Annotated in this window: 10 protein-coding genes and 3 tRNA genes; 7 read left to right on the top strand and 6 right to left on the bottom strand. The window is 66.8% G+C overall.

Annotated features, from left to right (window positions below):
- Positions 1-87 precede the first annotated feature (87 nt).
- The 7 genes from clpX to BMY35_RS19600 all read left to right on the top strand — a co-directional run bounded on the left by clpX (position 88) and on the right by BMY35_RS19600 (position 6,301).
- Positions 88-1,353 (top strand): ATP-dependent Clp protease ATP-binding subunit ClpX, encoded by a 1,266-nt coding sequence (gene clpX / locus BMY35_RS19630; protein ID WP_093202582.1) that lies wholly within the window; start codon positions 88-90, stop codon positions 1,351-1,353.
- Between the two features lie 23 nt (positions 1,354-1,376).
- Positions 1,377-3,818, top strand: coding sequence for an endopeptidase La (lon, locus tag BMY35_RS19625; RefSeq protein WP_093202580.1), 2,442 nt, complete (start codon positions 1,377-1,379; stop codon positions 3,816-3,818).
- 61 nt (positions 3,819-3,879) lie between these two features.
- Positions 3,880-3,955 (top strand) — tRNA-Gly (locus BMY35_RS19620).
- Positions 3,956-4,018: 63 nt separating this feature from the next.
- Positions 4,019-4,092, top strand: a tRNA-Cys gene (locus tag BMY35_RS19615).
- A gap of 100 nt (positions 4,093-4,192) precedes the next feature.
- Positions 4,193-4,284: transfer RNA gene (locus BMY35_RS19610), tRNA-Leu, on the top strand.
- A gap of 20 nt (positions 4,285-4,304) precedes the next feature.
- A complete protein-coding gene (locus BMY35_RS19605) occupies positions 4,305-4,946 on the top strand; it encodes a DUF6806 family protein (RefSeq protein WP_093202577.1) in 642 nt (213 codons plus the stop codon).
- A 56-nt stretch (positions 4,947-5,002) separates the two neighbouring features.
- Positions 5,003-6,301 (top strand): MFS transporter, encoded by a 1,299-nt coding sequence (locus tag BMY35_RS19600; RefSeq protein WP_093202574.1) that lies wholly within the window; start codon positions 5,003-5,005, stop codon positions 6,299-6,301.
- A 16-nt stretch (positions 6,302-6,317) separates the two neighbouring features.
- Here the strand turns inward: BMY35_RS19600 and BMY35_RS19595 are convergent, their stop codons facing one another.
- From BMY35_RS19595 to proW, 6 genes are all read right to left on the bottom strand, one after another.
- Complete coding sequence (locus BMY35_RS19595; protein ID WP_093202572.1) at positions 6,318-8,522, bottom strand: Ig-like domain-containing domain; 2,205 nt, start codon at positions 8,520-8,522, stop codon at positions 6,318-6,320.
- A 90-nt stretch (positions 8,523-8,612) separates the two neighbouring features.
- Positions 8,613-9,404: a PA3715 family protein gene (locus BMY35_RS19590; RefSeq protein ID WP_093202569.1), complete on the bottom strand. Its 792-nt coding sequence runs from the start codon at positions 9,402-9,404 to the stop codon at positions 8,613-8,615.
- Between the two features lie 30 nt (positions 9,405-9,434).
- Complete coding sequence (gene murI / locus BMY35_RS19585; RefSeq protein WP_093202567.1) at positions 9,435-10,223, bottom strand: glutamate racemase; 789 nt, start codon at positions 10,221-10,223, stop codon at positions 9,435-9,437.
- Between the two features lies 1 nt (position 10,224).
- Positions 10,225-11,778, bottom strand: coding sequence for a fumarate hydratase (locus tag BMY35_RS19580; protein WP_093202564.1), 1,554 nt, complete (start codon positions 11,776-11,778; stop codon positions 10,225-10,227).
- Positions 11,779-11,852: 74 nt separating this feature from the next.
- A complete protein-coding gene (gene proX, locus BMY35_RS19575; RefSeq protein ID WP_093202562.1) occupies positions 11,853-12,863 on the bottom strand; it encodes a glycine betaine/L-proline ABC transporter substrate-binding protein ProX in 1,011 nt (336 codons plus the stop codon).
- A gap of 17 nt (positions 12,864-12,880) precedes the next feature.
- Positions 12,881-14,062, bottom strand: coding sequence for a glycine betaine/L-proline ABC transporter permease ProW (gene proW / locus BMY35_RS19570; RefSeq protein ID WP_093202559.1), 1,182 nt, complete (start codon positions 14,060-14,062; stop codon positions 12,881-12,883).
- Positions 14,063-14,067 lie beyond the last annotated feature (5 nt).

The raw sequence follows: 14,067 nt of genomic DNA, 5'->3' as shown, positions 1-14,067 counted from the left end.
AAATGGCAAAAAACGGCGTTTTCCACACGGGAAACGCCGTTTTTGTTTAGTTATCATTGTCCCTACCCTGTAACGAGGCAAATGTCCATGGCCGATAAAAAAGGCTCCTCCAGCGAAAAAACGCTTTATTGCTCGTTCTGCGGCAAGAGCCAGCACGAGGTCAAGAAGCTGATCGCGGGCCCTTCGGTCTTCATCTGCGACGAGTGCATCGACCTTTGCAACGAGATCATCCGCGACGAACTCCCGGCGGGTGAGGAAGCGCGCGAGTCGCGCAACGACCTGCCGACGCCGCTGGAGATCAAGGCCAACCTCGACAACTACGTGATCGGCCAGGAGCCGGCCAAGCGCATGCTGTCGGTGGCCGTCTACAACCACTACAAGCGCCTGCGCCACAAGGAAAAGGCCAAGGGCGACGACGTGGAGCTCAGCAAGAGCAACATCCTGCTGATCGGCCCCACCGGCTCAGGCAAGACGCTGCTGGCCCAGACGCTTGCGCGCATGCTCGACGTGCCCTTCGTGATGGCTGACGCCACCACGCTGACCGAAGCCGGCTACGTCGGCGAGGACGTCGAGAACATCATCCAGAAGCTGCTGCAGAGCTGCAACTACGAAGTCGAGCGCGCACAGCGCGGCATCGTCTACATCGACGAAATCGACAAGATCTCGCGCAAGTCCGACAACCCATCCATCACGCGCGACGTGTCGGGTGAGGGCGTGCAGCAGGCGCTGCTGAAGCTCATCGAAGGCACCATGGCCAGCGTGCCGCCGCAGGGCGGACGCAAGCACCCGAATCAGGATTTCCTGCAGATCGACACGACCAACATCCTGTTCATCTGCGGCGGCGCGTTCGCGGGTCTGGAGAAGGTCATTGAAAACCGCACCGAGGCCTCGGGCATCGGTTTCGGCGCGTCGGTCAAGAGCAAGCAGCAGCGCAGCATCACCGAGGTGTTCCGCGAAGTCGAGCCCGAGGACCTGATCAAGTTCGGCCTGATCCCCGAACTCGTGGGCCGCATGCCCGTGGTCGCATCGCTCGCGGAACTCAGCGAGGATGCGCTGGTCCAGATCCTGACCGAGCCCAAGAACGCCGTGGTCAAGCAGTTCACCAAGCTGCTGCAGATGGAGGGCGTGGACCTCGAGATCCGCCCGGCGGCGCTCAAGGCGATCGCCCGCAAGGCGCTGGCGCGCAAGACCGGTGCGCGCGGTTTGCGATCGATCCTTGAACAGTCGCTGATCGACACCATGTTCGAGTTGCCGAACGCGACCAATGTCGACAAGGTGGTGGTCGAGGAATCGACCATCGACGAAAACAAGCCCCCGCTGCTCGTGTATCGCGAAGCGGCGAAAAAGGCTTAAAGCCAAAGACGCGAAGGATCTGCATGTCTGGCCACACCCCTCTGCCTCCCGAAGCCCTCGACCTGCCGCTGCTGCCGCTGCGCGACGTCGTGGTGTTTCCGCACATGGTGATCCCGCTGTTCGTGGGGCGCCCCAAGAGCATCAAGGCACTCGAACTCGCCATGGAGGCGGAGCGCCGCATCATGCTGGTGGCCCAGAAGGCCGCTGCCAAGGACGAGCCCTCCGTCGAGGACATGTTCGAGGTCGGCTGCGTCTCGACCATCCTGCAGATGCTCAAGCTGCCCGACGGCACCGTGAAGGTGCTGGTCGAGGGCCAGCAACGCGCCCGCGTGAACCGCATCGATGACGGCGAGACCCATTTCTCGGCCAACGTGACGCCCGTCGAGGCGCCCGAAGGCGGCGAGAAGGGCACCGAGGTCGAGGCGCTGCGCCGTGCCGTGATGCAGCAGTTCGACCAGTACGTTAAGCTGAACAAGAAGATCCCGCCCGAGATCCTCACCTCGATCTCCAGCATCGACGATCCGGGCCGCCTCGCGGACACCATCGCCGCTCACCTGCCGCTCAAGCTCGACAACAAGCAGGCCGTGCTCGACCTCGACGACGTCAAGGCGCGCCTGGAAAACCTGTTCGGTCAGCTCGAGCGCGAAGTCGACATCCTGAACGTCGACAAGAAGATCCGTGGCCGCGTGAAGCGCCAGATGGAGAAGAACCAGCGCGACTTCTATCTCAACGAGCAGGTCAAGGCCATCCAGAAGGAGCTCGGCGAAGGCGAAGAGGGCGCGGACATCGAGGAGATCGAGAAGAAGATCAAGCTCGCGAAGATGTCCAAGGAAGGCCTGAAGAAGGCCGAGGGCGAGCTCAAGAAGCTCAAGCTCATGTCGCCCATGTCGGCCGAGGCCACCGTGGTGCGCAATTACATCGACGTGCTGATCGGCCTGCCATGGAGCAAGAAGACCAAGATCAAGCACGACCTGGCCAACGCCGAGGCGGTGCTCAACGCCGACCACTATGGCCTCGAGAAGGTCAAGGACCGCATCCTCGAGTACCTCGCGGTGCAGCAGCGCGTGGACAAGGTCAAGGCGCCGATCCTGTGCCTCGTTGGACCTCCGGGCGTGGGCAAGACCTCGCTGGGGCAGTCGATCGCCAAGGCGACCGGCCGCAAGTACACCCGCATGGCGCTGGGCGGCATGCGCGACGAAGCCGAGATCCGCGGCCATCGCCGCACCTATATCGGCGCGCTGCCGGGCAAGGTGCTGCAGGGCTTGAGCAAGATCGGCACGCGCAATCCGCTGTTCCTGCTCGACGAAATCGACAAGCTGGGCACGGACTTCCGCGGCGACCCGTCGAGCGCGCTGCTCGAGGTGCTCGACCCCGAGCAGAACCACACCTTCGGCGACCACTACGTGGAAGTCGACTTCGACCTGAGCGACGTGATGTTCGTCGCCACCTCGAACTCGATGAACATCCCGCCGGCGCTGCTGGACCGCATGGAAGTCATCCGCCTCTCGGGCTACACCGAGGACGAGAAGACCAACATCGCGATCAAGTACCTGCTGCCCAAGCAGATGAAGAACAACGGCGTGAAGGACGACGAGCTGTTCGTCACCGAAGAGGCCGTGCGCGACATCGTGCGTTACTACACGCGTGAAGCGGGTGTGCGTTCGCTCGAGCGCGAGTTGTCCAAGATCTGCCGCAAGGTCGTGAAGGGCCTGCTGCTCAAGCAGCTCACGCCCAAGGTCACCGTCAACGGCGCGAACCTCAACGAGTTCCTCGGCGTGCGCAAGTACACCTTCGGTCTCGCCGAGAAGCAGAACCAGGTCGGCCAGGTGGTCGGCCTCGCGTGGACCGAAGTCGGTGGCGACCTGCTGACGATCGAGGCCGTGACCATGCCCGGCAAGGGCGTGATCAGCCGCACCGGTTCGCTGGGCGACGTGATGAAGGAATCGGTCGAGGCCGCGCGCACGGTGGTGCGCAGCCGCTCGCGCCGGCTCGGCATCAAGGACGAGATGTTCGAGAAGCGCGACATCCACATCCACGTGCCCGACGGTGCCACGCCGAAGGACGGCCCCAGCGCGGGCGCTGCGATGACGACGGCTTTCGTGTCGGCGCTCACGGGCATTCCGGTGCGCGGCGACGTCGCGATGACGGGCGAGATCACGCTGCGAGGCGAGGTCACCGCCATCGGCGGCCTGAAGGAAAAGCTGCTGGCCGCGCTGCGCGGTGGCATCAAGACCGTGCTGATTCCGGAAGAGAACGCCAAGGACCTGCAGGAGATTCCCGAGAACGTGAAGAACGGCCTCGAGATCGTGCCCGTGAAGTGGATCGACAAGGTTCTCGAGATCGCTCTCGAGAAGCAGCCCGAGCCGCTGTCCGACGAGGAGGTTGCTGCGTCCGCTGCCGCGATGGCCGAACTGGCCAAGCAGCGCGCGCCGGCGCCGGCTTCGGAAGGTTCGGTCAAGCACTGACGAGCCCTTCGCAAAACTTGTGGAGCCTCGAAAAACTGGTATATAATTCAAGGCTCGAAACGCGGGAATAGCTCAGTTGGTAGAGCGCAACCTTGCCAAGGTTGAGGTCGAGAGTTCGAGACTCTTTTCCCGCTCCAGTTTTGAAAAAGGGAAGCAGCAGCTTCCCTTTTTTTCGCTAGTTCGATTTCGTATTTCTGCGTGGCGCGATAGCAAAGCGGTTATGCAACGGATTGCAAATCCGTCTAGTCCGGTTCGACTCCGGATCGCGCCTCCACTCTCTCGGTTCAACCAGATTCGACTCCGACTGCCAAGCCCCGCCAACCGACGTTGCCGGGGCTTGTTTTGTTTGGGTTATCGTCGATGTCCAACCTGACGCCCGGATGGTGAAATTGGTAGACACATCGGACTTAAAATCCGCCGCTTCCTTAATCGGGGCATACGGGTTCGACCCCCGTTCCGGGTACCACACTTACAAGGGAGCATTAGATGCCTCGCTACAACGCTCCATTTGAGATTCATGTGCACGGCGATGTGCCGCTGCGTTCGGACGTGAGCTTCGAGCAGATCCAGGAAGCGCTCAAGCCGCTGTGGAAATACGCCGGCGCCAAGTCGCTGGCCGACGGCGCGACCAGCAGCTACGAGGAAGAACCCGGCATCCGTTTCGAGCAGAAGGACCACGTGCTCCAGATGTGCTGGACCGTGGCAGGCGACGAAGACTTCCGCCAGGCACTCGACGAGATGTGCATGGGCCTGAACGAGCTCTCCGAGCGCGGAGCCGCCATCGAGGTCACCTTCTACGACACCGACTTCGACGAGGAAGAGGGCGACCCCGAGGAAGAATCGCGCGACGACTTCCTGATGCTGTTCGTCGGCCCGAACCCCGCCGCCATCATGCAGGTGCAACGCGACCTGCTCGTGGAAGACGTCGTCAACCTCATGGAGCGTCACTTCGACGGCTCCGAGCTGGGCGGCGTGGTTGCCGAGATCGATCGCCTCTTCAGCGATCGTTTCGATGCGCTCGTGAACTCGCTCGAGATCGGCAAGCGTCCGCGCGGCACCGGCGGGTCGGGCAGTGGGGGCAGCGGCGGTGGACATGGCGGCGGCCGCCGTCCGCGTCACCTGCACTGATTCCGCGGCACTCCTCCGCGAAAAGACGCCGCAACAAGACCCAGCCAGGCCGTCGCATGGCCCTGTTCCCCGCCTCGGCGCTGAGACCGGGCGTGCGCAAGCGCGAGGTGTTCGGCTGGGCGATGTACGACTTCGCCAACTCGGGCTACACCACGGTCGTCATCACCGCGGTGTTCGCCGCCTACTTCGTGGGCGGCATCGCCAAGGGCGCTCCATGGGCCGCCTTTGCGTGGACGGCAGCACTCAGCACCTCGTATGCCATCGTGATGCTCACGATGCCCGCCATCGGCGCATGGGCCGATTTGCGCGCGGCCAAGAAGCGGGTGCTCGTGCTGGCGACCATCGGCTGCGTCTTCGCGACGGCGGCGCTGGCCGTCACACCGAGCTTCTCGGGCGCTGCCGGAGTTGCGCTCGCGATGGCGCTGATCGTCGTCTCCAACGCCTTTTACTCCTACGGCGAGTCGCTCACCGGCGCCTTCCTGCCCGAACTCGCCACGGCCGAGGGAATGGGCAAGGTGAGCGGGTGGGGCTGGGCCTTCGGCTATGTCGGCGGCATGTTGGCGCTGGGCATCTGCCTGGCCTACGTGCTGTGGTCTCAATCCAGGGGCCTGCCTGCGGCGCATTTCGTTCCGGTCACGATGCTGATCACGGCCGCCATCTACGGGCTGGCCGCATGCGCCACCTTCGCGCTGCTGCCCGAGCGTGCGCAGCCCAGGGCCGCCGATACCGGGCTCGGCGCATGGCAGCAGCTGCGCGCGACCTACCGCCAGGCGCGGGCATATCGCGACTTCATGTGGCTGCTGGCATGCACGGTCTGCTACCAGGGCGGCGTAGCGGTGGCCATCACGCTCGCGGCCATCTATGCGGAGCAGGTGATCGGCTTCGTGGCGAGCGAGACGATGGTGCTGATCTTCGTGCTCAACATCGCGGCATCGCTGGGGGCCTTCGGCTTCGGCTACGTGCAGGACCGCATCGGCCACAAGGTCTCGTTGGCCGGCACGCTGGTCGCGTGGATCGCGGTCTGCGTCATCGCCGCGATGGTCACCACCAAGGGCGGCTTCTGGTGGGCCGCGACCATCGCGGGGTTGGCCATGGGTTCGAGCCAGTCAGCCGGCCGCGCCATGACGGGCTACCTGGCGCCCCCGCTGCAGCTGGCGGAGTTCTTCGGCCTCTGGACCTTCGCGACGCGGCTGGCGAGCATCGTCGGCCCGCTGAGCTTCGGCGCCATCACCTGGATGACCGGCGGCAACCAGCGTATCGCGATCCTCTCGACGGCCGTGCTCTTCGTGGTGGGGCTGGTGCTGCTGCTGCCGATCGACATGCAGCGCGGCCGCCAGGCCGCGCTGCGCAACTAGCCAAGCCAGGCTGCGATCAGGGCAGCTTGTCGCCGAACAGGCTGTCGTTGGTCAGCGGCCAGCCGACCTCCGGCGCATAGCGCACCGTCCAGTTCGCCGGGTTCTTCACGCGGGCTGCGAAGGCAGCCAGATCGGAGCGGTCGAGCGAGCCGGTGTAGATCGCGTTGGTCTGGTTCGCGGGCGTCACGGTGAAGCTGAACGCCGTGCCGGCCGTCGTGACGGCGTCGGGGATGGTGCCTGCGGTACCGCCGAGCGTGATGGTCGCGAGATGGTTGCCGACGGCGGTGATCTGTCCGGCCACGCCGTCGCCCAGTCCGGCGATGGTGCCGCCCGCGATGGCGTAGACGGTTTCCGACTTGCCGATGCCGCCCGGCGACCCGAGCGTGAAGCCCTTGTCCGCGATCGGATTGCCCGTGACGTCGGTCTGGATCGTCACGATGGTGCCCGCCGGCAGGTTCTGGTCGGCGGTCCAGAAGAAGGCCGTTTCATTGGTGATGCCGGCGAACTCGGTCGTGCCCGCCTTGCGGTCGCGGTCGGTGAACAGCACCTGCGTGCCGCCGTTCACTGCCTTCAGCAGCACGAAGGCATAGGCATCGGGCGCTTCGGCATTGGCGGCCATGAAGAGCAGGTCGCCGGCCACCAGCGGCGTGGCGCCGGCAGTCGTCGTGAAGCTCAGCCTGGTGGCGTCGGAAATGCCGGCGAAGGCGTTGCCGGTGGCGTCTGTGATCGCGTTCGCATCCACCGTGACGTAGTAGCCGGTGCTGAGCTCGAGCGGGGCCGTCGGCACCAGTTTCAGCACGTTGAAGGCCACCTGCAGGCGCGCGGCGGGGCTGTTGGAGTGGAAGGTCTCGACCACGCTGCCGTCGGCCTTGCGCAGCACGATGCTGCCGGAGCCCAGGCGCACGGCCTCGTTGAACGACAGCGTGATCGCGGTGTCGAGGTTGACGCCCACGCGGCCGGCGGCGGGCATCGACTTCTTCAGCGTCGGGGCGGCGGTATCGACCCACGGCTTACCCAGGTTCACGACGAAGCCGTCGAACTTCTGGTCGGCCGCGGGCAGGTCCTTGGACGCGGTCTTGCCGTCCCACTTGGTGTCGCCGTTGTCCAGCAGCAGCTGGACCTGCGTGCCGGCCTTCACGGGGCCCGGCACCTCGACGGTCGATTCGAAGCTGCCGCCCGTTTCCTTGCGCAGTGCGTCGAGGTCGTTCGACAGCTCCACAGGGGTGCTGTTCGGGTTGCCGTCCCACGCGAACAGCGCGAAGTCGCGGTCCACGTCCGGGCTCGCAGCGCCCGCGGGGCCGGCAACGATCAGGTAGTTGCCGTCGGTGCCCTTGTCGATCGAGCGGATGCCGCGGCCGCCCAGTTCGAGCTCGATGGGAGCGCCGAAGGTGGCTTGCGTGGCGGTGCCGGCGATCAGGGCTGCGTAGTTCTGCAGCGGCACGATCAGCGCCTTGGCGCGCACACGGGTGCCGGTCTGCGGCGCGCGGAAGCCGAGCCACAGTGCAGTGTCGCCGGGCGAACTGGTCATGCCTTCGATGGAGAAGCCGTCGACACGCTCGGGCACGATGCCGGCCCCGGCCGACACCGCGAAGCCGAAGCGGTTGGCGCCGAGGCCGTGACCGTTGCCGACGTCCCAGGCGATCAGCTGGGCCTCCAGCTGCGAGAACTTGCCGACATAGTCGAACGCGGTGGCCGCGCCGGTGCCGCTGACCTTGACGGCGAAGAGATGCGAGCGATCGGCGGCCGCGTCGGCGCCGTCCTTCTTGTTGCTGTTGGAGCCGGTGAGGTACAGCGTGTCGCCGATGCGCGTGCCGGCCTCCAGATCGAGCTCCTTCGCCAGCTTCGGGCCTTCGAGCTCATAGCTCCATTCCTTCACCGCCGCGCCGCCGCCGCGCGGGTAGATGCGAAGCACGTTGGCCTCGTCGTCCGCCACGATCATGAAGTTGTCGGGCAGGGCGATGGCGGTGGATGCGTCCGAAGAGCCCTTGGTGGTGCCCGCATTGGGCGTGAACCGGGCCTTCGATACGAGCTGGTCGGGTTCGGCTGGGGGTTGCGTGGCCGGCGGCTGCGCGGGCGCCGGCGGGTTGGTGCTGGCGGGCGGCAGGAATCCGCCGAAGCCTGAGCCGCCGCTGCCCCCTCCGCAGGCAGCCAGCATCAGCGCGAGCGCGCCGGCGAGCAGGAGAGGCTTGAAGGGGATGTGGGCCTGGGAGAGTGAGTTCATTGTGCGCGGCAATACTTTTTGACAAACCGCGCATGCTGGTACTTTTGTGTGACGGCCCCGTGAAAAATCGGCCCCGGGGTCAGGCCTGCGTCAGGGTGTCTGCTGCTGGAGCGACCTCGGCACCTTGTAGCGCTCGCCGTCGTAGCGTAGCGTGACTGTGTTGAATTTCGGAGGCAGCGCCTTCTCCACGCAGCCCTGGTCCTCCTGCTCCTGCGCGCGGCTCTGCAGCAGCGTGCGCGACAGCTGCAGGTCGGCAAAGCCGTTGCTGCCGCCCTTGCCGACCGACACCATGGTGCGCAGCTTCTCGAAGTGGCCGGTGCAGGTGGAATCCCACCCGCCATGGTCGTGGTCGAGTTCGATCTCCTGCAGCACCTGGCGCAGCTGCTTGCCGTGGTGCACGTAGAGCCGCACGGTCTCGCTGGCCAGCGGGTTGCCCGGCGCGTTGCTGCCGCGATAGCGAACGCGCAGCCCGAAGGCGCGCGCCTCGGGCGAGAGCACGTAGCGCGAGGTGTCGATGCGGATGTCCTGGATCGAGGTGGTGGCGTCCTCGTCGAGCGCCTCCGGCTGCATGAGCCGGCCGATCACGGTGTCGCGGTCGGTGTTGCCGTTGTCCGGGCGCTGGATCAGCAGGATCTCGAGGTCGAACACCTTGGCGCCGCGGTCGGTGGTTTCGCGCGGCATCGGCAGAACGACGATGCTGCGGCCCGGAAAGGCCGGCCAGATCTTGCAGGCCGCGAGCCGCTCGTCGAGTTGGCGGTTGGGATGCAGCTTGGCGTGCATGCGCTCGGCAAGGCCGCTCTCGCAGGCCGCATGGCTCAGGCCGGCCCTCGAAAGGCCCAGGAAGAAGAGGGCGCAGAAGGCGATGCGGCGCGGCAGGCGCATGGTTCGGTCGTCGTCCGGCTCAGGTCCGGCTCAGGCCGTGGCCGCGGCGGGAAGCCCGAGCCATTTCGCGGCCGCAGCCTCGAGCACGGCGACGTCGCCGCTGCTCTGCAGCAGGAGACCGCCGCTGCCGCTCGCGGCAAGCCGGCCCGCGGACGCGAGAAGGCGCCTCGTCTGCTGCGCGACCGGCACGCCCGTGTCGATGAAGCGCAGCGTGGCCGGCGCATGCTTGCCCAGCTCGTCCTTCACCAGCGGATAGTGGGTGCAGCCGAGCACCACCGTGTCGACCTCGCCGGGCCCGTCGCCGAAGGGGCCGGCCTCGGCCATGTAGCGTTCGCTCAGTGCCGCGATGCCCGCCGAGTCGAAGCCTTCGATGGCCTTCACCAGCCCGTCGCAGGGCACCGGCCGCACGTCGGCGCCGCCCCCGAACGAGGCGCGCAGCGTGGCGTACTTGGCGCTGGCCAGCGTGCCGCGCGTGGCCAGCACCGAGATGTGCCCCGTGCGGCTTGCCGCCACCGCGGGCTTGAGGGCGGGCTCCAGCCCGACGATCGGCAGGTCGGGGTTCTCGGCGCGCATCAGGTGGACGGCAGCGGTCGTGGCGGTGTTGCACGCGATGACGAGCGCTTTGATGCCGTGTTCGCGCCGCAGGTGCCCGATCACCCTGCGCGACTGCTCGATCACGTAGGCGTCGCCGCGTTCGCCGTAGGGCGCGTAGGCCGTGTCGGCGAAATAGACGAAGTTCTCCTGCGGGAGCTCGGCCCTCAGCGCGGCCAGCACGCTGAGGCCGCCGACACCGCTGTCGAAGACGCCTATCGGGCTCAACTCAGGCTTCTTCCATCATGATGGTCTTGAACTCGCCCGTGGCGATGCGCTTCTGCCACTCGGCCGGGCCGGTGATGTGTGCGCTGGTGCCGCCGGCGTCGACCGCCACCGTCACGGGCATGTCGACCACGTCGAATTCGTAGATGGCTTCCATGCCCAGGTCCTCGAAGCCCACCACCTTGGCGGTCTTGATGGCCTTGCTGACCAGGTAGGCGGCGCCGCCCACGGCCATGAGGTAGGCGCTCTTGTGCTTCTTGATGGCCTCGATGGCGACCGGGCCGCGCTCGGCCTTGCCGATCATGGCGATCAGGCCGGTCTGCGCCAGCATCATCTCGGTGAAGCCGTCCATGCGCGTGGCGGTGGTGGGGCCGGCGGGGCCCACGGCCTCGTCCTTCACCGGGTCGACCGGGCCGACGTAGTAGATGACGCGGTTGGTGAAATCGACCGGCAGCTTCTCGCCCTTGGCCAGCATGCCCTGGATGCGCTTGTGCGCGGCGTCGCGGCCGGTGAGCATCTTGCCGTTGAGCAGCAGGGTGTCGCCCGGCTTCCAGCTCGCCACTTCGGCGGGCGTGAGCTTGTCGAGGTCGACGCGCTTGCTCTTCTTCTCGTCGGGAGCCCAGTTCACGTCGGGCCACAGGTCGAGCGAGGGCGCCTCGAGGTACACGGGGCCGCTGCCGTCCATCGTGAAGTGCGCGTGGCGCGTGGCCGCGCAGTTGGGGATCATCGCCACGGGCTTGCTCGCCGCGTGCGTGGGGTACATCTGGATCTTGACGTCGAGCACGGTGGCCAGGCCACCCAGGCCCTGGGCGCCGATGCCCAGCGCATTGACCTTCTCGTACAGCTCGACGCGCAGCGCCTCGACCTTGCTCAGCTCTGCGCCCGAGTTCTTCTTGGCCAGCAGTTCGTGCATGTCGAGGTCGTCCATCAGGCTTTCCTTGGCCATCAGCGCTGCCTTTTCCGCCGTGCCGCCGATGCCGATGCCCAGCATGCCCGGCGGGCACCAGCCGGCGCCCATGGTCGGCACGGTCTTGAGCACCCAGTCGACCACGCTGTCGCCGGGGTTGAGCATGACCAGCTTGCTCTTGTTCTCGCTGCCGCCGCCCTTGGCGGCCACGGTGACCTCGAGCTTGTCGCCCGGAACGATCTCCGTGAAGATCACCGCGGGCGTGTTGTCCTTGGTGTTCTTGCGGTCGAACTGCGGGTCGGCCACGACCGAGGCGCGCAACGTGTTGTCGGGGTGGTTGTAGCCGCGGCGCACGCCTTCGTTGATGGCGTCGTCCAGGCTGCCGGTGAAGCCGCCCCAGCGCACGTCCATGCCCACCTTGAGAAACACGTTGACGATGCCGGTGTCCTGGCAGATCGGGCGCTGGCCCGTGGCGCTCATCTTGCTGTTGGTCAGGATCTGCGCAATGGCGTCCTTGGCCGCGGGGCTCTGCTCGCGCTCGTAGGCACGGGCCAGGTGGGAGATGTAGTCGGCGGGGTGGTAGTAGCTGATGTACTGCAGCGCGGCGCTGATCGATTCGATCAGGTCGGCCTGCTGGATCGTGGTCGTCATGGTGGGGGGCTTTATAGGAGTGTGGAAACGCCCCCCGATTATCTCAGCCGCCGCGCCTACCCCGCCTACCCCGCTTACCTTGCGGCGGCCCGGGCTTGCTCCACCCAGCCGTCGAAGAGTTGCCGGTGCACCCTTATCCAGCCGTCCGTGTGGCGCTCCACGTCCTGCTGCGTGTTCGCGCCCTGGCTCATGCGCAGGTTCTGGGCGTTGATGTCGCCGATCGGCAGCTTCATCACCTCGAAGAGCTTCGCCGCAGCCGGGTTCTTCTCGATGAAGGCCCGGTTGGCCACGATCTGCTCCTGGTTGGCCTGGAAGCCGTAGTTCCTGCCGTTGGGCAGCTGCGTATCGACGGCGCTGCCGCCCTGAGAGGACGAGAAGGGCACCTGCAGCCACACCACGTCGGCGCCGGGGCGCAGCACGGCGCTCACCCAGTAAGGCGTCCACGTGTAGTAGAGCACCGGCTTGTCCTGCCTGAAGCGGGCGATGGTGTCGGCCATCAGCGCGGCGTAGCTGCCCTGCCTGTGGGTGACGGTGTCGCGCAGCTGGTAGGCCGTCAGGTGGCTCTCGATGGCCAGTTCGCAGCCCCAGCCGGGGTTGCAGCCCGTGAGGTCGGCCTTGCCGTCGCCGTCCGTGTCGAACAGCTTCGCGATGGCCGGGTCCTTCAGCTGCGCGATGTTGGTGATGCCGTACTGCTCGGCCGTCTTGCGGTCGATCAGGTAGCCCTGCACCGCGCCGTCGGAGTACACGCCCTTGCGCCACAGCTTGGCGTCGCCGCCGCTGTTCTTGTAGAAGTCGGCGTGCAGCAGGCTCCAGTGGTTGGCCATGAAGGTGGCGTCGCCGTTGGCGATGGCCAGGTGCTCGGTGGCGGGCTCCAGGTCCTTCATGGGCTCGACCTTGTAGCCGAGCTTCTCGAGGCCGCGCATCACCAGCAGCGTCTGGAAGGCTTCCTCGGCGAGCGAGCTCTTCAGCGGCTGCACCGTGATGCCCTTGCCGGGCAGGTCGTTGGCGGCCTGGGCGGCCGCGCCCGAGGCCACGAAGGCGAGGGCCAGCAGGCCGCGTGCGATGAGTCTGGTCTTCTTGATCATGTGTGCGGGGCCTCCTGTCACTGGGCTTGCGTCGACAGGGCGGGTGCCGGTTCGGCATCCGCTCGGCCCGGTGCCACGGCGCGCTGCAGCATCCGCAGTGCAAGGCCCACCGGCCCCGTGTGCCACCAGCGGCGGCCGGCGCTGCGGCGCGACTTGCCCATGGCCTGCGTCAGGCGGTCCAGCGAGATCGCCAGCAGCACGATGCCCAGGCCGCCCACGGTCGCCAGGCCCATGTCGAGCCGGCCGATGCCGCGCAGCACCATCTGGCCAAGGCCGCCCACGGCGATCATCGAGGCGATGACGACCATCGACAGCGACAGCATCAGCGCCTGGTTGATGCCCGCCATGATCGACGGCATGGCCAGCGGCAGCTGCACCTTCACCAGCATCTGCCACGGCGAGGCGCCGTAGGCGCGCGCGGCCTCGATCAGGTCGGGGCGCACCTGGCGCAGGCCGAGGTTGGTCAGGCGTACCAGCGGGGCCAGCGCGAAGACGATCGTCACGATCACGCCCGGCACGTTGCCGATGCCGAAAAGCATCACCACCGGCACCAGGTAAACGAAGGCCGGCGTGGTCTGCATCGCGTCGAGCACCGGGCGCATGACCCGCTGCGCCCGGTCGCTGCTGGCCAGCAGCACGCCCAGGGGCAGGCCGATGACCATGCAGAAGACCAGCGAGGTCAGCACCAGCGACAGCGTCACCATCGCCTCGGGCCAGATGCCGAGCATGGCCACCAGCAGCAGCGCCACCGTGGTGCCGACGGCCAGCGCGCGGCCGGCGAACTGCCAGGCCAGCAGGCCGATGAGCGCGATCATCGCGAGCGTGGGCAGGCCGGTGAGCATGGCCTGCACCCAGTTGAGCGTGCTGTCGATGGGCAGGCGCACGGTCTGGAAGAAGGGGCGGAAGTGCTCGACCACCCAGCCCAGGCCGCTGTTGATCCAGGATTCGATCGGAAGCGAGCCGTCCCAGAGGCGGTGCAGCTGGAAGCCGTTGGTCGCGGCGTCGGCTTGGCCGGCAAGTTGATGGGCCGTGTCGAGCTGCGCAGGAGCGTCGAGCCATGCGCTCGTCGCCGAGGCGTCGGGGGCGGCCGACAGGGCTTCCCACGGGTCGACCGGAGTGGGGGCAGGGGCGGGCGTCGCCAGCGTCGTCGCGGCGTCGCTCAGCGGGGCGAGTTCGGAGGGCAGTGCGGTGTCGTTCATCGGTT

This window comes from Variovorax sp. YR750 (assembly GCF_900109805.1).
GTDB classification, from domain to species: Bacteria; Pseudomonadota; Gammaproteobacteria; order Burkholderiales; family Burkholderiaceae_C; genus Variovorax; species Variovorax gossypii.
This window is presented reverse-complemented; position numbering and strand designations above follow the sequence as displayed.